The following is a 26,140-nucleotide window of genomic DNA, read 5'->3' as shown; positions in this document are numbered from 1 at the left end:
ACAATCTAATGAATATAAAAAATTACTACTTAAATCTAAACTGGTTAGATTATTATTAGAACAATTTAAGAAGCGTAAATTGTCAAAATCCTCAAGCCCAGTTAAATTGTTAATACTACTATTGCTGATATCTAAGTCTAATAAAGAATTAATATCATTGGTTGGTACTTGGCCATTGAGAATACCATCACTATCAATATTTTGATCAATTAAGGCTTGTTCAAAATTAGGATCTGGTATTAAAGTTTGACTAAATAAGCATGCTGAGGATAGCACAAAACAGAGTGTAATGAGATGATTTTTCATTTGTTTTTGGTTTAAATATGAATTAATTAATAGCTGAGTAATGTTTTTAAGTTACTAATAATCAATATGTTTGGTGTTTTTTTTCGTTAAAACGTGTATTATATCCGTTTAAAAAATATATCTATATTAATATATAAGTATCTTCATATGAGTATCTTAGCAGTAAGATACATTCAAGGTTATGATAAAATATATAATTATGAATCTTGAAGTTTGAAATAAATGGTACTAATGATATATCTCTATTAGAGATTAGTTAACGTTAATAGTTTACTTTCTGTGAATGTGAGTTATAATTAATAAAAGTTTACAATGCTTATCTATTGTTATGACCATTTTATATGCTTATCACAATAGAAATTTATTTCAGCACAACGCATAAAAAAAGTCCAGCACTTTCGTACTAGACTTTTACTGTTGTAGCGAGAACGAGATTTCAACTATCTAGACTCCTGTTGTGTTAAATATGAAGGTATGCTGTCTTCAAATCCTACAATTACAACACCAAGTGTTGGTGGTTAGTATTAAATTTATTATTATTTTAGAGGAATGAATTCAACCAAAATTCCATGCCTCTTTTTTTGTTTTTTTTTAATGCTAATACTTGGTTTTAGCACTAATCAAAACCTCTATGGACAAGAAAATAGAGACACTACAGACTACCGAAGTTTAATCTTAAAACCTAAAAGTATTTCAGATTTAACAAAGGGGTTTAGATTCTTTTTAAACGCAAAAGAAGATAAATTAAAGAGATCAGATACTATCGGAGCCATATACGACTTGCGCCTAATTTCTATCGCGCTTAGAAAAAAAGGACTGTTGCATGAAAGTGAAAATTATGCTATTGAAGCGCTAAAACTATTAGACCATTCTAATAAAAACGATGCATTAGAAAACGAATCTCGAACAGCATTATATAATCATTTAGGACTTATTAATGAAGATTTAGAGAACAATGACTTATCTCTAAGTTATTATAATAAAGCTATTGCTATTGCAGATGCTTTTAGTAGTAAGAGTACTATTATAAAAAATCGTGCAAATGTGTACCTTAAAAAACAAAGGTATACAGACGCTATAGCTGATTATTTGAGTGTTTTAGATTTTAGTATAGAAAATGAATCTAAAACTAAAGTCGCAAGGCTATATGATAATTTAGGTTACGCACAATCAAAAATTAATCATCCTGAGGCTTTAGTCAACCTAGAAAAAGGATTGAAGTTTAGAAAAGAGGTAGAGTCAAATTCTGGATTAATAACCAGCTACTTGCATATGGCGGAATATTATACAGATAGAAATAATAAAATTAAAGCACTAGATGTCACCAATAAAGCCTTAGAAATAGCAAAGAATAGTGGTAATAAGTATTATGAAGCTAATGTTCTCGGGTTTAAAATGACATTGAAGAACGATGATGAGGTCATTAGGTTTAAGACTTTAAATGATAGCATCAATCTAACGAAACAGGTATTCAAAAATCAATTTGCATCAAGTAAGTACGAATTTTTTAAGGAGAAAAAACGCGCAGATGAAAATGAAATTTTAAAGGAAAAAGAGAAATCTAAACGATTGATGTATCAATCAATAGCAGCATTTATTATATTGTTAACGGCATTTGTAGTGATTAAGCTCAATGATAGACATAAAAAAGAAAAACTACAACAAGTATATAACACAGAAACACGTATTTCAAAAAAAGTGCACGATGAAGTGGCCAACGATGTGTATCATGTAATGGCTAAACTCCAAAATAGCGAAAATGTAAATGAAGAGCTTTTAGACGATTTAGAAGATATTTATGTCAGAACACGAGATATTTCAAAAGAAAATAGTGCCATAGATCTAAAAGGTAACTTTAATGAGCAAATCAATGATTTACTATGGAGTTATAGAACCAAAGAGGTTAATGTGATAACCAAAAACAGTGCAAACATCAATTGGAATGGTGTATCTGATATTAAAAAAACAATTCTTTACAGGGTGTTGCAAGAGTTAATGACCAATATGCGTAAACATAGCAAAGCGTCCATAGTTGTTTTAAATTTCAGTCAAACCAAAAAAAAAATAACCATCGATTATAAAGATAATGGTGTTGGAAGTGCTATAATTAAAAGTGATGGTTTGCAAAATGCGGAAAACCGTATCGCATCTATCAACGGATCAATTACTTTTGATTCTGAAATTAATAAATGCTTTAAAGCACAAGTTATAGTTTAATATGTTTTCAAAAGTTTTAATATCCGATGATTTAGGAAGTATCAATCAAGGAGTGCGCACGGTTTTAGATGGCCTTGGCATTACAAATGTAACACAAGTACAATACTGTGATGATGCTTATCTAAAAATTAAAAGTGCATATCAAAATGCAGAGCCCTTTCATTTGTTAATAACAGATTTATCTTTTAAATCAGACCATAGAGCTCAAAGGTACGCTTCAGGTGAAGATTTGGTAAAACAATTAAAACAAGAATATCCAGACCTAAAAGTTATTGTGTATTCCGTGGAAGATCGGTTGCAAAAAGTGAGAACATTAATTCAAACGCACAAGGCTGATGCTTATGTATGTAAAGGAAGAAATGGGCTAAAGGAAATAGATGCAGCAATTAACACGGTTTATGGAGGTGGTATTTATATATCACAACAAGTTGAGCATGCATTAAGTTCTAATTCAAATTTAGAAATTAACGACTACGACATAGAATTACTACAACAGCTATCCAATGGCTTATCACAAGATGAAATAAGTAATTTTCTTAAAAGCAATGCCATAGCACCAAGCAGTTTAAGCTCTGTAGAAAAGCACTTAAATAAACTACGCATACAATTCAAAGCCAACAATGCCATACACTTAGTAGCAATTGTAAAAGATCTAGGGCTTATTTAAATTGCTCAGTAAGGAAAACCGTAATAAGAATAGTTCAAGCTTTTATAAGTTTGCGATTCACTATTATTTTGCTATTAAAGTAATTTTGAGGGGAATGAAAAGTGCACATTGTATGATGTGCACTTTTTTATTGGATAAGTTCTTAAGTCAATTGCGATAACATTAGTAGAGTAAATGGAAATTATAATAAACGAATAAATAACAGATATAATTAAACTTTTTGTCATCATTGTTTATTATTATCTAAATATAAAAATAAGACCTTACGGATTTCCGTAAGGTTTTGTTTTTTAATGGGTTTATGTTTGAGGATATAGATTTTAAACAGAAAATAAATGTGGTATAAAATAATTGAAATTAAAGACTGGTTTGGTGAAGTAACTGAACGTTATCGTTTAATTAAGGATTTTAATAGAGCAGCTAAGTATGCTTTTATACAGGGAGAATCACCTACGTTATTAGAAGCAAAAATAACTAAAGGAGATAGTTTGTATAAACATGCATTTTCAAAATGGATGGCGAGTGGATTTAGGATAAGGGCTTTAACAGGGAGGCCATTAGAAAAAAGTGAATTAATAGAAATTGGTCGCGTTATTTTAGATAATGAGGAACTAACTAGAAAATTAATAACATTAGGTTGGGATACTTTAGAAGTGCATTCCAATGGAGGTTTTAATGGAGCTAAATGGCCATTAAAAGAATTTGCAAATATTGGTGGATTTTTAAAATAGATATTATGATAATGAATAACGTTCAAATTAAAAAGGATAGTATATCAGTTGATTCAATATCAAAAGTGGTTGAGGTCGCAAAAATAAATGAAGAATTTTCTGTTAATATCTGGCTGTATGTAGCGATAATAGAGTTTTTAATTATCGGATTCTTAATATATAAAATAACCAAGAAGAAAACAGATTTAGACTTTTCGGATATTTCAAAATATAAACTAAAATCAGCAAAATCTTCTCAAGTTGATATGGAGAATGTAATGAATAGTATTAATGGATCAAAAGAGCTCTATAAACAACTAAGTAAGCGTTGTCATCCAGATAGGTTCATTAATTCTGAAAAACAGGAATTAGCAGAAACGATTTTTCAAGACATAACCAAACACAAACGAAATTTTCAAAAGCTTTCCGAATTAAAGGAAAGAGCAAAAGAAGAACTAGAAATTAAAATGTAATAAAATGGAAGGAGCAGTTGTTATTATTCAGTTGGGATTAAGAGTTGTAGGTATAATAGTATGTGCAAACAAAGCAAAAGAATTAAATAGAAGTACAGGTGGTTGGGGTTTTTTCGGGTTTGTATCACCAATAATTGCGATGATTTGGATTCATTGTATGAAACCTGTTACAGATTGGAACAAGAATATAGATATTAAGTAAAATGATGTTTATTATTAAAAACATAGAGGAGAATGAATAAAATATACCTTATGCTTCTAGTATTGGTAATACCAATAACAACTTATGCCCAAACACTTCACTTATATGGAGGTGATAATCATAAGGAATATCTAGGCTGTCTCAACTGCAATAGCTACGATAGTGATTCCATTTGGAACGCATACGGAACCTATGGAAGTCGTTACAATTCAAACTCAATTTGGAATGCATACGGCACTTACGGAAATGAATACAATTCATATTCACCTTGGAATGCTTATGCTTCAGATCCACCAGTTGTAGTAGATAAGGATGGAAACTTTTATGGATATTTCACAGTCAACGCTTATAAAGCTAAACGCGCCGATTTTAGTCTCGCCTTAACCATTTATAAATACCATAAAGAAATCCGAGAAGATGTAAGTGAATGGTACGATAAAATATTTGATTAAACACAAATACCTTATCAAGATTACCTTGGACAGTTAAAGGCTTTTTGTATATTTAAAGTCACTTTAACTTAATGATAACTAACGGCTCTTTGGAGCCGATTTATTTGTTTAAAAATCAATAATGACCCAACAAAATATAAAGCAATTAGAAACTGAACTTTGGGATGCAGCAGATGACCTAAGAGCAAACTCTAAATTAACAGCTGGTGAATACAAAGACCCCTTATTAGGTTTAGTATTACTACGTTTTGCACAAAACCGTTTCGAAGATGCAAAAATAGACGTAGATAAAAAGCTAAAAATAAACCCACGAACAGGAAAAAAACGAGAAGCCAATAAAGGAGATTATGCAGGCGAAGGCGCTATGTACTTACCCGAAAAAGCAAAGTACGATTATCTAGCAGATTTACCCGAAGGCGAAAACATAGCCGAAGCCATTAATAATGCCATGAAGCTTATTGAAGCCGAATATCCAGATCTAGAAGGTATTCTACCAAAAAGCTATCAAGAGTTTGATGATAAGCTATTGCGCGATTTGGTACGTGTCTTTAATAAAGACGCCGTAAAACACGCCAAAGGCGATGTGTTTGGACGTATTTACGAGTTTTTCTTAATGAAATTCTCTATGCAAGGTGCAGGAGCACAAGAAGGTGGAGAGTTCTTTACACCACCATCTTTAGTAAACCTAATTGTAAACTTTATACAACCCAATCATGGTATTGTGCACGATCCTGCTTGTGGTTCTGGTGGTATGTTTGTACAAACTGCTCATTTTATAGAAGGCCACGAACATAAAAATGTTAACGAAGCCATAACCGTTTATGGTACAGAGCTAAAAAGCAACAACACACGTTTAGCAAAAATGAACCTTGCAATTCATGGTATAGAAGGTAAAATTATAGAAGCCAATAGTTTTTACACCAATCCACACCACTTAACAGGAAAGTGCGATTTTGTAATGGCGAATCCACCATTTAACGTCGATAAAATTGACGCCAAAAATAAGTTTCTAGCAGACGATGATCGTTTACCATTTGGTGCGCCTTTAACAGGGAAAGGCACCATAAGCAATGGTAACTATCTATGGATGCAATATTTCCATTCGTATTTAAACGCAACAGGTCGCGCAGGTTTTGTTATGGCAAGTTCTGCAACCGATGCTGGAAATGCCGAAAAACTAATACGCCAAAAACTAATAGAAACAGGCGATGTAGAATGTATTGTAGCCATAAGCAACAACTTTTTTTACACACGTAGTTTGCCATGTCATGTTTGGTTTTTTAACAAAGGAAAAACCAAAGCCAACAAAGACAAAGTGCTCATGATAGATGCACGTAACACCTTTAACAAAGTAAGCACCACCATTAACGATTTTAGCGACGAACACTTAGAAGGTTTAACTGCAATCATGAACTCATTCAGGAGTAACGATGTCACCCTGAGCGCAGTCGAAGGGTCTCTCGCTAAAAACAACTGGCTAAACCAACACTTCCCAAAAGGAAAATACCAAGACGTAGAAGGCTTATGTAAAATAGCCTCTATTGAAGAAATAGCAGAACAAGACTACAGCCTAACACCAGGACGTTACGTTGGTGTGAAGATGGATATTGATATGGATTTTGACTACAAAACACGTATGACAGAAATACATACGGAATTAGCACAACTCAATACCGAAGCCAATAGTTTAATGGAGCAAATACAATCTGTGAAATTATGATGGAAGGTTGGGAAAAGTTCAAGTTGAAAGAATTACTTGAAATCAAATATGGAAAAGATCATAAGAAACTTAAAGATGGAATATACCCTCTATATGGATCGGGTGGAATTATGAGATATGTTGATGCGTTTTTGTATGATGATGAATCTATTTTAATTCCTCGAAAAGGAACTCTAACCAATTTATTCTATTTAAATATTCCTTTTTCTACCGTTGATACAATGTTTTGGAGTAAAGTCAATAAGGAAAAAGTGTTTCCGAAGTTTCTTTATTACCTTTTGAAAACATATGATTTGTCATTACTGGATGTAGGTGCAGCAATTCCAAGTCTTACTACTAAGGTATTAAAAGAAGTTTCTGTAACAATTCCAAAATCTAAAGAAACCCAACGCAAAATAGCATCCATTTTATCGGCTTATGATGATTTAATAGAAAACAACCTAAAACGCATAAAATTATTAGAAGAACAAGCACAACAAACCTATGAAGAATGGTTTGTACGTTTTAAATTTCCTGGTTATGAGGATGTGGATATTGATGAGGAGAGTGGTTTGCCTGTTGGTTGGGAGAAGAAGAGGTTTGACAAATTAGTAATTTTGCAAAGAGGATTTGATCTACCTTCTCGGTTAAGAGTAGAGGGTAATGTTCCAATATTTGCTTCTACCGGAATAACAGATTATCATAATGAATTTAAAGTCAAAGGACCAGGCATAATAACAGGTCGAAGTGGAACTTTAGGCCAGGTTCAATTCACTTCGGAAGACTTTTGGCCTTTGAATACAGCGCTTTGGGTAAAAAAGTATTTTAATTGCGGCCCTATTTATGTACTTCATTTCCTTCGTTCTCTTGATTTAGCACGTTTTGGCGGAGGCTCTGCTGTGCCATCATTAGATAGAAAGGTTGTTCACTCTCAAATAATTACAATACCAGATAAAGTTTTAATAAATGATTTTGAGAATGGCGTTAGTCCAATATTTAAAACAATACAGAATCTTCAAAACCAAAACCAACACTTAAAAGAAGCGCGCGATATTTTGTTACCACGTTTAATGAGTGGGATGATAGATGTGGATAGTTTGGAGGTTGATGAAGGTTTGGGTATGGTTGCGGAAGAGAGTGAGAAATATAATAAAGATTAAATGACACCAAAGGATAAATTAGAAGGATACGGCTTTGTTAATGTTGGTAAATGGTTTAAAACAACTAATGAAAAAAAACGTATTGATTATTCTTTAGATGATGGTGCTAAAAATCAAGAAGACTTAAATTATGCATTTGTTGAAGGTGACAAAGTGTTTTATATAGGAGTTACGAGCAATACACTTTCTAAACGAATGAATGGTTATAAATATGGTAAAGCCAGTGAAAAGGATAAATACGGAAAGGTAGAAGCTAGTACCAATAAAAAAGTTTATAAACGTATTCTTGATTTATTAAATAAAGATAAAGAAGTAGAAATATATATACTTCCAGAATTGAATTTAGGTGAGTATAAAGGTTTAAAAGTGAGTTCTGTTTCTGGTATAGAGCATAGTTTAATTAAAGATTTTGACAATGGCGATTTATTAAATAATATAGCAACTAAAACCAATAAAGTTAAACAAGGTAGCAGCAAGTATATTTCTGAAGATGGAAAAGAATTTGAAATGACTCTTAGTAAAGAGTATTATAATAAAGGTAAAATAGGTTTTAAGAAAAGAAGTGAACATTTATTACCTAATGATACAGGAGTTTTAATGAATATTATTATTAAAGATGAAATGATATTGCAAGGAACTTTTACATGGTCAGGAAAAACCAGATCTATTAATGGAAAAAAAGAATTGATTAAATGGTATTCAGATAATTTTAAATTAGATGAGAAAATTTTAGTTAAAATATTGGATTCTAGAAATGTAGAGCTTTCTAAGGTTTAGAATAATTTAATAAAAGAAGCCACGATATTTTTTTATCAGGTTAAATGTTCGGGATTATAGATGCATGAGTAATAAGGGGAAATACAGATTTGGCTATGGTTGCGGATGAGAATTAAAAACAAGTAGTATCGGTAAATATAGAATAATATAAAGTATTAGTATAATGACAGTTATTCAAAAATATATTGAGTTTTTAAGAGAATACAATAAGTTACTTGAAAAAGGATCTAAGAATGTATTACGTCTTAAAAACACCTTATGGAAAGAAGATATTGACGGATCTTCTATAGTTGTTAAAAACAACTTTGAAAACCTGTTTACTGTTGGAGAAGAAGGTGTGAATACCACAACATTGCTAGATGTTAAACGTCCGTTAGCTAAAAAAGATACCCAAGATGAAGATGAAGAGACGTTTCAGGAAAAATTTGATAGAGAGGCCTATTCTTATTTTTACCAAGCAGCTAGAGATACAGCTAAGAATAGTAGTTTAGAATTTGTATATTCTTTTGGGCTGTTTCATCTTAAATTAGGTGATTCAATGGTCAAAGTACATCTTTTCCATATTCCACTTACCGCAGTTATTAAAGGCAGTAAAGTTGTCTTTAAACTACACATTAGTGAAGATCCCTACATAGATGCTTTTTTTCTAAACAATCCACAAATAGATAGAAGTAAGCTTCTAGAAATAATAAGTGCTTTTGAAAAAGGCATTGATGAGCAAGGTATCGCTTATTTAAAGTCACCAGCTTTAAAAAAAATGATGAGTAATGATGTTTTAGCATTACACCCAAGTCTGGTTTATGATCCTAGCACATCAAAACCAATAGATACGCTAACTACTAATTTTGTAAAATTTGCGCCTTGTTTTATTTTAAGGCAAAAACGTTCACGGCATTTTCAAAAATTAATGGATAAAATCATTGATTTTACAAAAGAAAACAATGTTAATCCTTCTGTGTTAGACATTCTACTAGGGCAAAAAAATAATCTGGCACAAGGCCAATCGCATTATTTTGCCAATATATATGAGTCTATTAAAGATAAATTTGCCAGTCTAGAAGCTACAGATTTTGAAGCGTTTTTTCCCTTACTTTATAACAGAGAACAGTTAGAGATTTATAAAAATTATAAAACGCACGAGTTATCCGTTGTAACCGGACCACCAGGAACAGGAAAATCTCATAGCATTGTAAACTTACTTTGTGCAATGCTAGCAGAAGGTAAGCGTATACTTATCACAGCAAAGACAGATAAAGCTTTAGAATCTTTGTTAGATAAAATACCGCCTCAATTTGATGGTTTGGTAATGGCAGATATAAAGCAACAAAATCAATCTGATTATACATTATCTAACAGTATTGATAATATTCGTCAACTGTTATTAAATAATAACGGTTATGATCTTAATTTAGATTTAGAAAGATTAAATAAAAGCAAAGAAAATTATATTACAGAAAAAAAAATACTCTCACAGCTACTAAATCAAGAGTATACAGATATAAACATTCCTTATTTTGAGAGAGATTTTAGTATTTATGAGTTGTACACTTTTGTTTATGAACAAAAGGTAAATTGGGATTATATAAAAGATACTGTTAATGATGATACGTTAGCGCACTCAGAAGAGATTAATAAAGCATTAAAAAAGTATATCTCGCTACAAACTGTAGATAAGCAGTTTTCGACAATAAATTTTAAGGAGACTTTTAATCTATTAGATTTAGTAGACTTTGATACATATGATAGTCTAACAGATTCTTTTAAAAATAAACTTGAAATTTTAAAAGTATCGAGCTTTAGAGAATTTAATATTGACAGGATTAATGGAGTCCTAAAAAGTCTAAAATCATATAAAAATGAAGACTTAATAAGTGAAAATAAAGACTTGCTAGAGTCTTTACTTCGGAAACGTTCTATTGTTGAAAAAGTAGTCGAAGATTATCAAATTAATAGATCTGCCCAAGAAATAAAGCAAGACAGTGCGAAATATGCAAGAGACATCTCTACCTATTTAGCCCTTTTACCAGAGGGCAAAGACAAACTTTCATTTTTTCAGAAAAACTTTAATTCACTTTATAAAACTGTTAAATACATAGATTTAATATCTGTTAACGATGTGTTCTGTAATAACAGAAAAACATTGATGGAGTTTAGAGCCTTCTTAAATAGCTTCTCAAAGTTAAATGAGTTAATAGAAGTACTCATAAAAAATAATTTTATTGACTACGCTCTTAAAGAACAGTGTAGTTTAAAAGAAATGCAAGCAGCTGCTAAAAAGGGAGTTAATAAAGCCGATGTTAACTTAACAGTATTAAATAAGTTGAATGAAGAGTCTGTACGTTACTTTAAAGATAAGTATGACATAACAGGTGCAACCTGTGAAAAAATAACAAGTACAGCACAAGAATTAATAGATGTCTATGAAGAAGCAAGAACAATCAAAGATTTAAAAGAAAATGTAGGAGTTGCTATTAAAAATACTAAAAAGGTAATCTCAACAATAGGTATTAGTTCATTTAATAAAAAGGAAGATGTAGCCACCATAAAGAGCAAATTAAAAGAGTTAGAAAGCGCACACATAGCACATCAAGAATCTTTAAGTTCAGAAAAAATTCTTAAAGATTTTATTCCAGATACTTTAAAAAGTCTAAAGTCTGACGCAACAGAGGTTTTAGGTGTTATTACTAAAGATTCTTTTTACTTAAAATATGGAGCGCAATTAGTTGAAGCTGCTACCTCAATAGATCTACAACAAACAAGTGAGCGATTACGCCACGCAACAGAAGCAATTAAAAATTGCAAAGCAGATATTTTAAGTGGTCTGGCTAAAGAAAATTTTAAGAAACGTTTTGATCAACAAGAAAAAAATGACTTCATTAATTTACTTTCAAATTTTGAATATGAATTTAAGCAAAGTAAAAGAGGTATAGCAGATAAAGATAAATTTAGAAGAAACGCACAACAAACTGCAAAATCAATAGCGCCAAATATTTCTTGTTGGGTAATGAAGTTTGATGACGTATTAAAAACGGTAGATACAACACCAGAGGTTTTTGATTGTATTATTACAGATGAAGCTAGTCAACTCAACTTTAATAGTCTTTTACTGGGTTATTACGGTAAAAAGATGATTGTGGTAGGAGATGAAAAACAAACGTCACCAGAAGATGTAGCAATCACAAATGAAGCTTTTGACTCTCTTAGAAAGGATAATCTTGATTTTATGGGATCAAAAGCTATTAATATAAGGGCAGATGCTAGCTTGTTTTCGTTAGCAAATTTGGTTTCTGGTTCCACAAGCCAAATGCTAAGGGAGCACTTTAGGTGTGTGCCAGAGTTAATAGATTTTTCCAAAAAACACTTTTATGAAAACAAGCTAGTTCCGTTAAAGGTTATTAGCGCAAATAGGCTTATACCTAAAATAAGAGTGTTTGTTAAGAATACAAATTATCGTGATAAAGTAGTAAAAGAAGAAATTGTTGCAATTTCAAAAAAGCTACAGGAGATGATTGAAGATCCTTTGTATAGTAATAAAACAATAGGAGTGGTTAGTTTAGGTCTAGCAAAACATACCAGAGAGTTAAAGATGATTATTGAAGACTTTCCTATTAAAAAGCTAGAAAAACATAACATTATTATAGATAGTCCTTCACAATTTCAAGGAGATGAAAGAGATGTTATATTGGTTTCATTAGGTGTTGCAAGTACTGTAAATGAAGACCACTCATTAAGTGCGCCAGGATCTATAGTAGACAATATTGATCAGAATCTTACTTCAAAATTAAGAGGGATAAATGTAGGTTTAAGTAGGGCAAAAGAACAAATGATTTTATTTCATTCTATTGAACTAGACAAATTAAAAACCACAGATTTTCGTCGTAAAATTATTTCTTTTTTTGATGAGAAGTTCAGTCCTGTCTTACCCATAGAGTTACCGCCAAATTTAGAAAAGAAACACAGAATCCCTGAGAACAGACCCAAACCCTTTGATAGTTGGTTTGAATATGATGTCGCAAGTTTGTTATTTAAAAGTGGTTATCACCATATTGTGCCTCAATATGAAATTAAGAAGAAAGAACTATTTCATAATCCACGATTAGGAAGAGAAACTTATGTGCATTTTAAATTAGATCTGGTAGTATATAACAACGGTACACCTCTAGCGATTGAATGTGATGGTGATGCGTATCATTCTTCAATAGATGATGTAGCATACGATATTGAGCGACAGGAGTTTTTAGAAAGAATAGGGTGGAAAATACATAGAGTCACTTACTCAAGCTTTAGAATTGACCCTGAAGGTGAACTAGAAAAGCTTATTAATTTTATTGAAAGAAATTCTCAAAGACAAATAGAAGTACTTCCAGAGATGGAAGAAGAGGGAATTGAAGATGTTGAATCTGTTGAAGAAACAACGTCAGATGATTTTCTAGAAGTAAAAGAAATATCAAGTAAGGACGATGAAGCTCTATTAAAAGAGAATGAAACACCAGATTTATTTTCTTTAGATTATTCCATCACAGCGGGTCATACTAAACCAACTGTAAAAGTGAATAGTAAGTGTAAAATAACCATGCTTGATATTGAAAACCAAATGATGGAAGTTCTGTTAATGGATATCCCCAGAAATCAACAGCCTAAAAGTAGAGATGGTATTCAGATACTATCAATTTATAGTGATTTAGGTAAGTTGTTGATGGGTAACAAAGAAGGTGAGATTTTAATGTTTCCAGAAAAGAATCAAAGAGTTAGAATTGATAAAGTGTATTAATGCAGTTTGAACATTAAATTAAAAAATAGCTTTGGCGTAGTTTGAATAACTCAGTAAGCTTATTTGCAATATCTATCACATTTAAATAATTATGAAAGAAATTAAAACAGAGTTTGATGCAACACTAAATTACGGTTTTGATAAAGTTACTGGTCTAGTAGGATTATTAATTGATTCTGGAGGAGGAAATAATAGAAACCCTGATCACACCATATTATTTAGGGATATTTTAAGTAAACTTAAAAAGAATAATTCACATAATGTTTCTATTTATGTAGCAGCGCGTAAAACAGCGGCAAACAATTATCCTGATAATGATTATCGAAAGATAAAATTTGAAAATCAATCTGAATTTAATTTTAGAAATATTGATTTAGCCAAATTTATGTCCAATGCAAATGATGAGATCAGAGAGAAAGGAAAGGTAGATCCAAATAGTCCAAATGGGTCAATACATAAAAAACTGCTTATAACTTCAGACTTAAATGAAAATGATTGGAATGAATTGTTTGGAAATACTTCTACGAATCAAATTGTAGTTCAAGAGCTTATCAATAATCAAAATGAAGAAGATTTAGAATACACTTATCAAAAAATAAAAAAACGTCTTCGCCAGTCTAAATTCCGAAAAGAGCTTTTAAAGGCCTACGATAATACCTGTGCAGTAACGGGATGTAAAGTTTTAGATATATTAGAAGCCGCACATATTGAGCCTTATAATGGAGCTCATACAAGTGTTGTTAATAATGGTATTTTATTACGATCAGATATTCATGACTTATTTGATTTATATAAAGAAGAAAAAAGATTGATTACTATTTCTTCGGATTTTAAGATTGAAGTTCATTCATCTTTGAAAGATTCGGAGTATTGGAAGTATGATGGTAATGGAATTAATTTACCTAAAGATAAAAGTGATTATCCTAAATTTTGATTAATTAATATGAGTTTTAAAAGAATATATAGTCAATATCAACAATTAAAAGAAGCACGTGATATTTTGCTACGATGTTTAATAAGTGAGATGAAAGGAGTGGATGGTTTGGAGGTTAGAAATAATCTAATTTAGGTTATGAGCAAATCTAATAAATTTATACTTCACGATATTTTTAATGAACCTTTAAATGAGGAAGCATTTAATAATGCTAAAAAAGAATATTTAAAAAGTATAAAAGAAAACGTCTTTACGTTACCTAGTAGCAATAATATACTAGAACAAATAAAATTAGTAAAACGAACGCCGCAAATTATTGGTCCATATAAAGAGCTAACTGTTTTTGAGACACTTAATAGAATTGGTAGCGATTTAGTTTTATTGTCTGGAGCAGAACAATTATTTAAAGGGATAATTAAAGATATAAAGCCAAAAACCATCCAATTAAATATGGGTAACAAAAGTGGTTTTGATTTTATAGTAACTACCATAAACAATGAAGTAATTAATGGAGAGGCATTTAATGCAGCAGCATCTTTTGCTAAGGTTAAAATGAGGCAAACCATAGACAAATTAACTAAAGATATAGCTATTCATAAAAGTAATAAGACCATCATTTTTTGTAATTCAGATATAAAGGCAATTATTAATGGGTATAAAAATCAAATAGAAAAAGAAGTATTAGAAACAAGTGATTTTATAATACACAAAGTGTTTTGTGATTATGAAGCAATAAACGATTAGTTTTTATAAAGAATTAATGAAAGAAAAAGACACCATTTTTGAAGTTGGTACACTTCGTATTAATCAGTTATTTCATAATACAAATATAGATTTGTCCATTCCAGAATATCAAAGACCTTATGTTTGGTCAGAGAGTCAAATAAACGAAATGTTATTAGACTGGGAAGATCATTTCTTTAAAAACGGAGTATTACAATCAGATGCTGTGGAGTATTATCTTGGAGCCATCATGATTTATGAAAATAACGGTAAATATGAAATTATTGATGGTCAACAGCGTTTAACAACGCTTTTAATTATGGATTATGTTTGGAGAAAAAACAATTCTATACTTAACGAAGGGAAGTTAAATTTTGATTATAAATCAAAAATATCTTTTAATAAGATTAAAGAGAATCAAAGTTTCTTAGAAGGTAAAAAGTCATCGTTGGCTGCTAAAAATTTCAATCAAATTATTTCAAAATTAGTAGTTTCGGTTATTATTACAAATTCAGAAGATCGTGCATTTGTTTTATTCGATAGTCAAAACAATAGAGGAATACCTTTAGATGAGGTCGATTTTTTTAAATCGTATCATTTAAGAGAGTTAACTGAATATGAAAATCACCTAAAATATTTTGCTAAAAAATTTGATAGTATAAATGCTCTAAATCAATCTAAAAACCAAAATAACAAGAATTTAAAAACCTTAAATGAGCTATTTGTTAAGCAAATATGGGTTATTAGATTTTGGTCTAAAAACCAACTATACTTTCCTTCAAGAAAATTACTATTAGAAACGTTTCAAAATAAAACAGTATCATTTGGTAAGGTAGATGAGATAAAATTATTTCCATCAACTAATAATGCATTGGGAACAAGTTTAGTTTATGATGCACAGATGAGACCAGAGTTAAAATCTACAATTAAGCTGTTTAGTTCAGATAGTATAGATATTCCTTTTACTATTAATCAACCTATTCAAAAAGGAATTGGGTTCTTTCTTTATACAGAAAAATACACCTCTATATTTAATTATATTTTTAGGGATGAAAAAATAGAAGCACTTACGCCAATTACTAATTTAGTTTATATGGTGTTTAATAATTATTTTATAAATCTATATCAAGCAGTAATAGTTCAATATTTCGATAAATTTAATACAGAGCGTTTAGAAGAGTTTGCAAAGCGATTAGAACATTATTTGGGAGCATACAGAATGAATCGTTCTAGTATTGTTGCACAATCACCAATTGTACTTTTACGCGATTTTGGAAATATAATGATGGATATACAGCAAGCATATCTTGCTATAGATGTTATAGATAGTTTAATAAAATATACTCCTGAATATTTTTATAATGGATATAAATATAGAATAGGTGTGAAAGATCAACTATCAAGTATAACTATTCAATATAATAATGATAGAGACCAAGATTTAACTGCTGCTAGACAGAATTATTATAGGTTTGTTAAGGCGTTTTATGAAAAAGAAATTGGATTTGATAATTATCAAATAAAAGAAAAACACAACTGGATTAATGGGAGTATTACTAAATAAGGATATCAATTTTAAGGTATTAGCAACAAATGAAAATCAATCTATTGCTGCAAGTTTATTAAATTTGGAAAAAGTAGTTGAGGAAGGTATTCATTTTAATATTCCTATTTACCAACGTCTCTATGTTTGGAAAATAGATCAAATTAAAACCTTACTTGAAGATTTAAAAACAGCTTTTTATAATAACAAAGAAGCATCTTATTTTCTTGGTGGTATTATGCTTTCTAGTAGCGCAAATGGTAAAATAGATTTGGTAGATGGGCAACAACGTTTTACAAGTTTATGGTTAATTTGTGACGCGCTTTCCAAAAGTAATCCTTCTCTAAAAAGTTTCACTTATTTAAAAGAAGAACCTAGAATTCATTTTTCAATTAGAGATAAAGCACAAGCATACCTTAAAGATCAAAGTGCTTTTAATGAATATTTAAATGATGAGGGAACTGTTTTAAGTGGCTTAGAATCAGAAATTAGTGAAATCATTCCTTTAGCAACAGGAAGAAAAATAATAATAGATGTGCTAGAGGAGTTTAAAAAAGATAAAGATTTTAATAGTCAGTTGTTTGGAGATTATATTTTTACTAAAGTTCAATTTTCACAAACCTTTATTCCTATAAAGTCAGACATGAACCGCGTTTTCGAAGCTATGAATAATAGAGGTAAGCAATTAGCGCATCACGAACTTTTAAAATCTAAATTATTAGAAAATATTTCTTCAGAAAAAAGAGAAACCTATTCGTTAATGTGGGATTCTTGTAGCGATATGAATAGTTATATAGAAAAGAGTCTAAAGGATGTAGCAGGTCTCTCTTGGAAAGACATTTTTTCCAACTTTAAATTTCTTAAGGACAATGACGAGTTTATTATTAAAGAGAATAAGTACAATTTAGATGCCTTAAATATTGTAGAGTTACTTAAATACAAAACAGGGGATAACGAAAAAGAAAAATCTTTATTAAGTATATTAAAAGATCATTCAAATAATGACCCGAACATCTCAAAAATTGAAATAAAAGAGAATGATTATTTTAGTAAACAAATAAGAAGTATTATTTCATTTCCGACTTTTTTATTACATACGTTACGAGTTTATCAAGCTAATAAACAAGATATCGAATTTGATTCTTCGGACGTTAACGAAAAGAAGTTAATAGCGAATTTTATGTCTGATACAACTTTCTCTGAAGAGAAAAATGTAACTGATTTTATAAAGTTATTGTGGAGATTAAGAATACTTTTTGATCGATATGTTATTAAGTGGGTTTATAATGAAGAAAATAAAGAGGAGTATCAAAGTATTGAAAATATTCAAATTTCTAAAAGTGAAGTAACCAACAAAGATGGTTCTAAAAATGAAACCATAAGTATTCAAAGAATAGAGAATACAGATGAAACATTAAATGATTTAGTTGCTTTACAAGGGATGCTATATCATTCTCAAGAAATGATTACACAATATTGGTTAACACCATTTCTACATTTTTTGTCAAAACAAGACATTAACGGTAATGAAAGTGCTTTGACAAAATTAGAGGTTTTGGATAATGAACTTTTCTATTCTAACAATACAGATAAATTAAAAGACAGAACGTTTCGTGTGATTTTTAAGGATAAGACACAATTTTTAAATAATCTAAAAAATACGACAAACTATTTAGAAGCTGCTAGAGGTACTGATTATCCTAATTATATTTTCTATAAATTAGAGTATATCTTATGGAAAAATAGAAAGAAACTTTGTGTTAAGTATCCAGAATTGGATAATAACAAGTGGAATGATTATAGAATGACCGCAAAAAATTCTGTAGAGCATATTTTTCCTCAAAATTCAAAAGAAGAAAATGAGCATATAGAATATTTAAGTTCAGCTAAATTTGAAAAATTACAAGGTGAAAATATAAAACCGTTAGATGAATTTGGTAATTTGGTTTTAATTTCTCCCGGTATGAACTCCGAATACAGTAATAAACCCTATCAAGAAAAGAAAGGTAAATTTCATTCTAAAAGAGATATCGATTCTCTTAAATCTGCTTTAATTTTTAAAGAGTCACAATGGGATTATGATAAATCGGTTTCACATAGAAATGAAATGGTAGATTTAATTACAGAGTATATTGATTTAAATAAAGCAAGACTATGAGCTACGAATATTCAGAAGACGGTTTAATAGAAAACGCAACACAAGAGGTCTTAGAACAATTGGGGTGGACAGTAGTTTCGGCATGGCATAAAGAATCTTTTGGAGCAGATGGTTTATTAGGTAGAGAAGATAAAAGCGAAGTGGTCTTAACGCGCTATTTGCTACAAGCACTTAAAAAATTAAATCCTAATCATCCAGAGTTAGCGTATCAACAAGCTGTAGATAGAATCACTCAAAATGTAGCAGACCAAACGTTAGGTTCTATAAATAAAGAAAAAAGTAATTTGCTTAAAAATGGTGTTCCTGTAAGTTATACTAGCGATAAAGGAGAATTGATAAAAACCAAACTAAAGGTTTTTAATTTTAATAAGTATCAAGACAATCATTTTTTAGCAGTACGTCAATTAGAAGTTTTAGGCGAGTTGTATTTAAGACGACCAGATGTAGTTGGCTTTGTAAACGGTATTCCTTTAGTATTTTTTGAGTTAAAAGCACATCATCAAGATTTACGTCATGCCTATAATGATAATTTAAAAGATTATAAAGATACCATTCCACAAGTGTTTCATAACAACGGCTTTGTTATTTTAAGTAACGGATTAGATGCCAAAGTAGGCACCATTACAAGTAAGTATAAATACTTTTTAGATTGGAAACGTATTGAGGAAGATGAAGAAGGCGAAGTAAGTTTAGACACCATGTTACGTGGTACTTGCGATAAGTACCGTTTAATGGATATTTTTGAAAACTTCTTACTATTTGACGATTCTGAAGGAGATGTGGTAAAGCTAATGGCAAAAAACCACCAATACATTGGTGTTAATAAAGTCATTGAAAACGTCCATAACATTGAAGATCTAGAAGGGAAATTAGGTGTGTTTTGGCATACACAAGGTTCTGGTAAATCTTATTCTATGGTGTTTTTATGCGAAAAGATTCATCGCAAACTAGGAGGCTCTTATACTTTTTTAATTGCTGTAGATAGAACCGAACTAGAAAACCAATTATATGATACCTTTTCTGGAGTAGGAGTGGTCAATGATAAAAATGTCATTGCTGGTAAGAAGAAAGGCATAACAGGTCGTGAGCATTTGCGTGAGTTGTTGTCTGAGAATCATCGCTATGTGTTTACACTCATTCATAAGTTTTCTATAGACCCAAAATTAGAAACAGAATACCCATTAATTACAGATCGTAAAAATGTCATCGTCATTAGTGATGAAGCACACAGAACACAATCGGGAACCTATGCGAGAAATATGCGTTTTCATGGTTTGCCTAATGCATCCTATTTAGGGTTTACAGGAACGCCAATCATCAAAGAAGAGGAAGAGCTAACCAAAAACATCTTTGGTGAGTATGTATCGGTTTACGATTTTAAGCGTGCCATTGAAGATGAAGCAACTTTGCCACTACGTTATTTAAATAGAGGAGAAAAACTAGACATCACCAACCCTGAATTGGATGAGCAAATGGCTGAGGTGTTCGAAAATGAAGATTTAGATGATGACCAAAAGAAGAAATTAGAATATCTGTTTAGTAGAAATTATCCTATCCTTACAGCGCAACCAAGACTAGAAGCAATTGCCAAAGATTTAGTATGGCATTTTAACGAAAGAGGCTATCAAGGAAAAGCCATGTATGTGGCTTTAGATAAACCTACGGCTGTTAGAATGTACGAGTTAATTCAAGGTTATTGGCCAGAATACTTAAAAGAATTAGAACAACGCATAAAGAATGCCGAAGACCAGCAAGAAGAACAAGAACTAAAACGGAAATACAACAAAGTAAAAGAAACCGAAGTTTGTGTGGTGGTAAGTAGCGAGCAAAACGAAGTAGATAAATTCAAAAAAATGGATTTAGATATTGAAGTGCATCGCAGAAAAATGGTAGAACGTAATCTGGAGAAAGAGTTTAAGGATGAAGATAATCCATTTCGATTAGCCATTGTTTGCGCCATGTGGATTACTGGTTTTGATGCACCTTGTGTCTCAACGGTCTATCTAGATAAACCTATAAAAGGCCATACTTTAATGCAAACCATTGCCAGAGCAAACCGCGTGTATGATGATGAAAAAGAGAATGGTTTAATTGTAGATTACGGTAATGTCTACAAACAATTAGAACATGCGTATTCTGTTTATGGAGAAGGTGGAAAATCTAAAGGTAAGGATGGTGAACCATCAGGTAAACCTGTTGAGCCCATAGAAGATGTAGAAATAGAGTTGAAACAAGCTATAAAAGATGTAAAAGCCTATTTGAAAGAATTGAACTTTTCACTTCAAGACTTAAAGGATGCAAAACCAATGTCTAAGATTGCAAAGATTAAAGACGCTACAGATTGTGTATGCCTGAATGAAACTACGCGTACAACTTTTGAAATGATGGCTCGCAATGTATTTAGAAAATACAAAGCCTTATTTCCTAATGATAAATTAAAAAAACACGTAAAAAATTTTAATGCTATTGAGGCTATTTATACGGCTTTAAATCAGAATGTGAAATCAGCAGATGTCACACAAATTATTATGGAATTGCAAGCTATAGTAAGTGATAGTGTAGTGATTCAGAATAACGAAGTTAATGAGGATGAAGAAGATGTGTATGTAGATTTATCGTCGTTAGATTTTGATAAATTGAAAGCAGCATTTGCGAAAACGCCTCGTAAAAACACATTAGTATTTAACCTACAAGAAGCTATAGAGCAGCAATTAGAGCAAATGCTAAAAGAGAATCCGTTACGTATTGAATTTTATGAGCGTTACAAAGAAATTATAGAAGAATATAATAAAGGAAAGAGCTTAGAGGATACAGTTAGGACGTTTGATAATTTAAATGACTTTATAAAGGATTTATCCTTTGAAGAACAACGTGTTGTTAGAGAAAATCTAAAAGACCAAGAAACACTAGCTATTTTTGATTTACTAAAAGAAGGAAAAGAGCTAACAACTAAAGAACTAAAAGAAGTCAAAAAAGTAGCCGCTAAAACATTAGAAACACTAAAGTCTGAAAAGCTTAAAATTGAAAATTGGAGAGAAAGTAGACAAATAAAAGCACAAATTAAAAGTGCTATCTACGACAATTTACTTTATTTGCCACAAGACTATTATTCAGACGAAGAAGTAGGTGTGAAAACAGCAAATGTATATCAACATATTTATACTAATTATTATGGTGGTGACAAAAGTGTTTATAATCAAATAGCGAGTTAATTAAGAATTAGTAAATGATAAAGATTGGAATAATAGGTCCTAATAAATCGGTTTGTGGGAATGATTTGTATGATTTTGGAGAAAACCTAGGCAAAGTAATAGCGAAAAAAGATCGTGTATTTTTAAATGGAGGCGCAGGTGGTTTTATGGAAGCTGTTTGTAAAGGAGTAAAATCATCTAAAGAAACGTTCGACGGTCAAACAATAGGTATTTTACAAGGAGACAATGCTGAAGAAGCTAATGAGTTTATAGATATAGCCATACCAACAGGAATGGGAATAGCTCGAAATATGATTTTAGTAAATAGCTCTGATATTATTATCGCAGCAGGAGGCGGAGCAGGTACATTGTCCGAATTAGCTTTTGCATGGCAAAAAAAGAAAATAGTGTTATGTGTCACAGAATTTGGTGGCTGGTCTAAGGAATTGGCAGGGAAAAATCTAGATCATAGATTGAAAGATTTATTGATTCCGGTGAAGACGATTGAAGCTATTGAAAATTATATTAAACAGATGTAAAAGTATATGGTTGTTTTTACAGTTGTCGTTACTTGTAATAGAGTAAAATTATTAGAAAGAGCACTTAAATCTGTTCATAATCAAGTTCGGAAACCAAATTTTGTCATCGTGGTGTCTAATTCCCAACAAAAAAATCATCTCGCAGAGCAGGAAATATGTAAGGCTTATAACGTTGATTGGATTAAAAATAAAAGAACAAATAATTATTCAGGAGCTTTAAATACAGGCATAGAATATTTTATTAGCAGTAACGATATTGATGATACCGTTTATTTTTCGTCACTTGACGATGATGATGAATGGCATGTTGATTATTTAGATGCAATGACTTCTAATACAACTAATGAAGATATTGTTTTTACGAACCTCATAAGAAAAGATTCAAACGCAGCGTCTTTTTTGAAATTACCTAAACAGCTAGATTTTCATAATTTCTTGTATGGCAATCCAGGCGTTGGAGGCTCTAACACTTTTGTAAGATTAAAAACACTATTAAAAGCAGGTGGTTTTGATGAAGCAATGGTAGCTACAGTAGATAGAGATGTATTTGTAAGGTTATTTCAGTTGAAGCCTAAATATAGAGTTCTGGAAAGTAATCTAGTAACGCTGCATGTTGAAAACACACGTCAGCGCTTGACAAATAATTTAGAACTAAAAAAAGAGAGTTATAGGTATTTCTATTATAAATATCAGCATGTTATGACTTCTCTAGATAAGGAACGTTTTTTCAACAGAGCAAAAAAGGTATTTGAATTAAATGAAAATGATATTGTTAGATCTATTAGAAAACAGGAATTAGTTAATAAACAAGACATACTATTTAAGGATTGTAAAGATTTTGACTTCATTGTAGGCTTTATCGCAGGAGATAAAAAAATTGCAGAAAGAATTATTGATGCTATTATACAAAAAACAATTAGAGTAGATAAACTCTTGATAATAGATAATCTATCTTCTCTAGATAATTTTGATGATGTAAAACAAAAATTAGTCAAATTTAAAATAGACTTTATAATTGTGCATAGAGCAGATTGGGAGACTAATTTAAAATTAGGGTATTATGGAACGTACTTTAAAAAGTTTACTAAAATAAACTCCATTCCTATTGGTCGCACAATACTTCAACATCATTTGTTTACGGAATCTATGGCATTTAAAAAACCAGTGTATTGGGTTATAGATGATGATATAACTTTTTCTAATACACATGGTAATAATAAGAGTTCAAAAACAGATTTGTTTTCTATTATTAATAACTATAAAGATAAATACGATGCATTAATTGGCAGTGTAAGTAAAGACCCTCCATTACCTTTTTTATCTTCGATAAGAGTACAATTAGTAGATTTAGTTTATAGTATGCACTCTAACAATAAAGAAAAGTTAGATTATAATTGTCTTAAAGATTTAAAGGATTATTATTATGATATTTCAGATGCGCATTTTACACATATTGAATCTCCTATTTATTACCCTTCTAATATTGAAAAGGATATAACACATATTTTTTCAGGGAAAGCAGTTTCTAGACCTGTTTTACAAAAAAAAGAGATTAATCATTCGGAATCTGTTAGTAATAGAGGTCCGAATACTTTGATTTTTAATAGGGATTTGTTACGATTTTATCCTGTAGTTAATTTAGAAGTAAATGATAAGTTTGTAAGAAGAGGTGATTTGTTTTGGGCACTTTTAAATCAATCAATATCTAATAGGAAAATTGCAGAGCATACGTTTTGTGTGGATCAAAATAGACCTATTCAAAATTTTAAAATAGAACATGAACTTGATAAATCAGCTAATGATTTAATAGGTTATGCTTTTAATAAGGCTATCATAAAAACAATCGAAGAGATAAAACAGAAAACGAAACCTAATAGACCAAAGGATATTTATGAAAGGTTAAATGAAGCTGGCTTTTTTAATGTTTTTTTAATAGAATATAAAAAGACCATTATAAAAAGAAAGTCTCGTTTTTTAATGAACTATTATAGAATATTTGGACTTTTAGAGATGTTAGGTAAAGACTATAATTTTATAGATGCTTATACTAAACAATTTACAAATCTTGTTTTAAAAAAATATTTTATAGATGTTATTGAAGCTTCACAAAGCGAAATATTATTAAAACAATTTATACAATCTCTAGCGACTACAGTATGGTCTTATACCGATTCAATTAAAAGAAATATTGAAACAACGGATAGTAATAAACAAAAAATTAAAGAAGCATTTAAGTTAGATAAAGATCTAGTGTTGCTCGGAGAAGGATCTGAAGGTGTTGTTTTTACGGACTATATTTTTGTTTATAAATCATTCTATTCCATAAAAGATTATGAATGGGAGTTGTTAAAAAATAACAAGAATGTGTTTTCTCAATGTACTTTATTAGAGTCTATAGAGTTTGTGGAAGATGCAGAAGGAAACTATATTAAATATCCATATCATCCTTTTAAATCAGTGGATTATATAGAAGAAAATCAAATCATTTATTTTTTAAGATTCTGTAAAAATAATGGGCTTATATTTTCAAATATTAAACCTGTAAACTTTATAATTATTAATGATAAGGATTTAAAGCTTATAGATTATGGTAGGTCATTTGAACCCTATACAGAGAGTAAATATATAAATATGATTAAAAGAGCATTTTTAATGCTTAATTATCCTAAAATGTTAGATTCAGAATTTAGGGGACTTACAACAAAAATTAATTCAGGAGAAATTCCATTGGAAATTATAGGTTGGGAGAATTTCATGTCTAAAGTCATTAATGATAAAGAAAATAAGGAGATTATAAATTCAAAAGAGTTAGTTAAATGATTAATACATTAAAAAAGTTTATCTCTATCAAGACAATTGCAAATAATAAGGAAGCAAACCTTGAAGGAATTCAATTAGTTAAAGATTTATTAGAAAAAATTGGTTTTACGATTTCCATAGAAGGAGATAGCCCTTATAACCAACCGGTTATTATAGCGAAATATACTAATGTAGATTCTTCAAAAAAAGTGACATTATATAACCATTATGATGTTGAAAAAATAAATAAAAAGGAAAAATGGAAAACAGACCCTTTTGTTCTAACTGAAACTGATGGGAGGTATTATGCAAGAGGAATAGCAGATAATAAAGGGATACTTATTTGCCGCATATTTGCATTGTTAGAAATGAAAGAAAAAGGACTTGAAATACCCAATATATTATGGATTATTCAAGGTGAAGAAGAGGTTGCAGGAAAAACACCTTTTGATGTGATACCCAAACATATTGCCGAATTTGGCGCTAAAATATATGTTGAAGAAACAGGAGTTAATAAAGGAGAAATACCAGTGATCTTTTATTTACCGATAACTAAAAAACAGCCTTCTTTCTTAACGGAATTAAACAATGCATTATATAATGGTGACGCTATTTTTGATAATAGGAGCTTAAGTAAATTCACAAAATGCCCTTTTGTATCTAATATACCAGAAGGTGGCTTTTATATTGGTTTTGGTCCAAATGATGGTAGATGTAACATACATAGGGAAAATGAAAGTTTAGACATGATTAAATTAGAAAAACATAAACAAGTGTTTACACGATTTATACAATGGATTAACAAGACTGAGATATAAA

At 30.4% G+C, this 26,140-nt stretch carries 18 protein-coding genes and 1 pseudogene; 18 read left to right on the top strand and 1 reads right to left on the bottom strand.

The features are described from left to right. Window positions 1–306, bottom strand: a pseudogene (locus DFQ10_RS18615) (T9SS type A sorting domain-containing protein); the annotation flags it as partial. A 594-nt stretch (window positions 307–900) separates the two neighbouring features. On the opposite strand from DFQ10_RS18615, the gene DFQ10_RS14270 reads away from it, so the two are divergent. The 18 genes from DFQ10_RS14270 to DFQ10_RS14185 all read left to right on the top strand — a co-directional run bounded on the left by DFQ10_RS14270 (window position 901) and on the right by DFQ10_RS14185 (window position 26,139). Next, a complete protein-coding gene (locus DFQ10_RS14270; RefSeq protein ID WP_181897645.1) occupies window positions 901–2,523 on the top strand; it encodes an ATP-binding protein in 1,623 nt (540 codons plus the stop codon). A 1-nt stretch (window position 2,524) separates the two neighbouring features. Further along, a complete protein-coding gene (locus DFQ10_RS14265) occupies window positions 2,525–3,190 on the top strand; it encodes a helix-turn-helix domain-containing protein (protein WP_115818117.1) in 666 nt (221 codons plus the stop codon). A gap of 335 nt (window positions 3,191–3,525) precedes the next feature. Beyond that, entirely contained in the window at window positions 3,526–3,921 is a 396-nt protein-coding gene (locus DFQ10_RS14260) for a hypothetical protein (protein ID WP_115818116.1), read from the top strand. Between the two features lie 11 nt (window positions 3,922–3,932). Then, window positions 3,933–4,373: a molecular chaperone DnaJ gene (locus tag DFQ10_RS14255; RefSeq protein WP_147299228.1), complete on the top strand. Its 441-nt coding sequence runs from the start codon at window positions 3,933–3,935 to the stop codon at window positions 4,371–4,373. 4 nt (window positions 4,374–4,377) lie between these two features. Continuing rightward, window positions 4,378–4,575 (top strand): hypothetical protein, encoded by a 198-nt coding sequence (locus DFQ10_RS14250; RefSeq protein WP_115818114.1) that lies wholly within the window; start codon window positions 4,378–4,380, stop codon window positions 4,573–4,575. A 32-nt stretch (window positions 4,576–4,607) separates the two neighbouring features. Further along, window positions 4,608–5,027 carry a hypothetical protein gene (locus DFQ10_RS14245; RefSeq protein WP_181897644.1) on the top strand — a complete coding sequence of 140 codons (420 nt, stop codon included), beginning with the start codon at window positions 4,608–4,610 and terminating at the stop codon, window positions 5,025–5,027. Window positions 5,028–5,148: 121 nt separating this feature from the next. After that, window positions 5,149–6,747 (top strand): type I restriction-modification system subunit M, encoded by a 1,599-nt coding sequence (locus DFQ10_RS14240; RefSeq protein WP_115818113.1) that lies wholly within the window; start codon window positions 5,149–5,151, stop codon window positions 6,745–6,747. Further along, window positions 6,744–7,886, top strand: a complete 1,143-nt coding sequence (locus DFQ10_RS14235; RefSeq protein WP_115818112.1) for a restriction endonuclease subunit S — start codon at window positions 6,744–6,746, stop codon at window positions 7,884–7,886. Before DFQ10_RS14240 ends, DFQ10_RS14235 begins: the two co-directional genes overlap by 4 nt. Next, entirely contained in the window at window positions 7,887–8,663 is a 777-nt protein-coding gene (locus DFQ10_RS14230; protein WP_115818111.1) for a GIY-YIG nuclease family protein, read from the top strand. It abuts the gene before it with no gap. 163 nt (window positions 8,664–8,826) lie between these two features. Beyond that, window positions 8,827–13,434: an AAA domain-containing protein gene (locus tag DFQ10_RS14225; protein ID WP_115818110.1), complete on the top strand. Its 4,608-nt coding sequence runs from the start codon at window positions 8,827–8,829 to the stop codon at window positions 13,432–13,434. A gap of 91 nt (window positions 13,435–13,525) precedes the next feature. Beyond that, window positions 13,526–14,368: an HNH endonuclease gene (locus DFQ10_RS14220; protein ID WP_220352480.1), complete on the top strand. Its 843-nt coding sequence runs from the start codon at window positions 13,526–13,528 to the stop codon at window positions 14,366–14,368. Window positions 14,369–14,506: 138 nt separating this feature from the next. Further along, the gene (locus tag DFQ10_RS14215; RefSeq protein WP_115818109.1) at window positions 14,507–15,112 is read left to right on the top strand and encodes a hypothetical protein; all 606 of its coding nucleotides are present in this window, start codon (window positions 14,507–14,509) and stop codon (window positions 15,110–15,112) included. 16 nt (window positions 15,113–15,128) lie between these two features. Continuing rightward, on the top strand, window positions 15,129–16,655 hold the full coding sequence (locus tag DFQ10_RS14210) for a DUF262 domain-containing protein (protein ID WP_115818108.1): 1,527 nt from the start codon (window positions 15,129–15,131) through the stop codon (window positions 16,653–16,655). After that, window positions 16,636–18,792 carry a DUF262 domain-containing protein gene (locus DFQ10_RS14205; RefSeq protein WP_115818107.1) on the top strand — a complete coding sequence of 719 codons (2,157 nt, stop codon included), beginning with the start codon at window positions 16,636–16,638 and terminating at the stop codon, window positions 18,790–18,792. Before DFQ10_RS14210 ends, DFQ10_RS14205 begins: the two co-directional genes overlap by 20 nt. Continuing rightward, complete coding sequence (locus DFQ10_RS14200; RefSeq protein WP_115818106.1) at window positions 18,789–22,004, top strand: type I restriction endonuclease subunit R; 3,216 nt, start codon at window positions 18,789–18,791, stop codon at window positions 22,002–22,004. Before DFQ10_RS14205 ends, DFQ10_RS14200 begins: the two co-directional genes overlap by 4 nt. 14 nt (window positions 22,005–22,018) lie before the next feature. Beyond that, window positions 22,019–22,522 (top strand): TIGR00725 family protein, encoded by a 504-nt coding sequence (locus tag DFQ10_RS14195; protein ID WP_115818105.1) that lies wholly within the window; start codon window positions 22,019–22,021, stop codon window positions 22,520–22,522. A gap of 6 nt (window positions 22,523–22,528) precedes the next feature. Beyond that, a complete protein-coding gene (locus DFQ10_RS14190) occupies window positions 22,529–25,342 on the top strand; it encodes a glycosyltransferase (RefSeq protein WP_115818104.1) in 2,814 nt (937 codons plus the stop codon). Beyond that, window positions 25,339–26,139: a M20/M25/M40 family metallo-hydrolase gene (locus DFQ10_RS14185; RefSeq protein ID WP_115818103.1), complete on the top strand. Its 801-nt coding sequence runs from the start codon at window positions 25,339–25,341 to the stop codon at window positions 26,137–26,139. Before DFQ10_RS14190 ends, DFQ10_RS14185 begins: the two co-directional genes overlap by 4 nt. Window position 26,140 lies beyond the last annotated feature (1 nt).

The sequence above is a fragment of the Winogradskyella eximia genome, assembly GCF_003386165.1.
In the GTDB taxonomy this organism is placed as follows: domain Bacteria; phylum Bacteroidota; class Bacteroidia; order Flavobacteriales; family Flavobacteriaceae; genus Winogradskyella; species Winogradskyella eximia.
The sequence above is the reverse complement of the archived record's forward strand: the minus strand, read 5'-3'. Positions and strand labels throughout refer to the sequence as shown.

What these genes read in the sequence shown, in the direction of transcription:
- DFQ10_RS14200 (WP_115818106.1), top strand. Translation starts at nt 18,789, where the DNA reads ATGAGCTACGAATATTCAGAAGACGGTTTAATAGAAAACGCAACACAA.
- DFQ10_RS14235 (WP_115818112.1), top strand. Translation starts at nt 6,744, where the DNA reads ATGATGGAAGGTTGGGAAAAGTTCAAGTTGAAAGAATTACTTGAAATC.
- DFQ10_RS14205 (WP_115818107.1), top strand. Translation starts at nt 16,636, where the DNA reads ATGGGAGTATTACTAAATAAGGATATCAATTTTAAGGTATTAGCAACA.
- DFQ10_RS14215 (WP_115818109.1), top strand. Translation starts at nt 14,507, where the DNA reads ATGAGCAAATCTAATAAATTTATACTTCACGATATTTTTAATGAACCT.
- DFQ10_RS14220 (WP_220352480.1), top strand. Translation starts at nt 13,526, where the DNA reads ATGAAAGAAATTAAAACAGAGTTTGATGCAACACTAAATTACGGTTTT.
- DFQ10_RS14255 (WP_147299228.1), top strand. Translation starts at nt 3,933, where the DNA reads ATGAATAACGTTCAAATTAAAAAGGATAGTATATCAGTTGATTCAATA.
- DFQ10_RS14190 (WP_115818104.1), top strand. Translation starts at nt 22,529, where the DNA reads ATGGTTGTTTTTACAGTTGTCGTTACTTGTAATAGAGTAAAATTATTA.
- DFQ10_RS14245 (WP_181897644.1), top strand. Translation starts at nt 4,608, where the DNA reads ATGAATAAAATATACCTTATGCTTCTAGTATTGGTAATACCAATAACA.
- DFQ10_RS14225 (WP_115818110.1), top strand. Translation starts at nt 8,827, where the DNA reads ATGACAGTTATTCAAAAATATATTGAGTTTTTAAGAGAATACAATAAG.
- DFQ10_RS14230 (WP_115818111.1), top strand. Translation starts at nt 7,887, where the DNA reads ATGACACCAAAGGATAAATTAGAAGGATACGGCTTTGTTAATGTTGGT.
- DFQ10_RS14185 (WP_115818103.1), top strand. Translation starts at nt 25,339, where the DNA reads ATGATTAATACATTAAAAAAGTTTATCTCTATCAAGACAATTGCAAAT.
- DFQ10_RS14210 (WP_115818108.1), top strand. Translation starts at nt 15,129, where the DNA reads ATGAAAGAAAAAGACACCATTTTTGAAGTTGGTACACTTCGTATTAAT.
- DFQ10_RS14195 (WP_115818105.1), top strand. Translation starts at nt 22,019, where the DNA reads ATGATAAAGATTGGAATAATAGGTCCTAATAAATCGGTTTGTGGGAAT.
- DFQ10_RS14265 (WP_115818117.1), top strand. Translation starts at nt 2,525, where the DNA reads ATGTTTTCAAAAGTTTTAATATCCGATGATTTAGGAAGTATCAATCAA.
- DFQ10_RS14250 (WP_115818114.1), top strand. Translation starts at nt 4,378, where the DNA reads ATGGAAGGAGCAGTTGTTATTATTCAGTTGGGATTAAGAGTTGTAGGT.
- DFQ10_RS14270 (WP_181897645.1), top strand. Translation starts at nt 901, where the DNA reads ATGCTAATACTTGGTTTTAGCACTAATCAAAACCTCTATGGACAAGAA.
- DFQ10_RS14240 (WP_115818113.1), top strand. Translation starts at nt 5,149, where the DNA reads ATGACCCAACAAAATATAAAGCAATTAGAAACTGAACTTTGGGATGCA.
- DFQ10_RS14260 (WP_115818116.1), top strand. Translation starts at nt 3,526, where the DNA reads ATGTGGTATAAAATAATTGAAATTAAAGACTGGTTTGGTGAAGTAACT.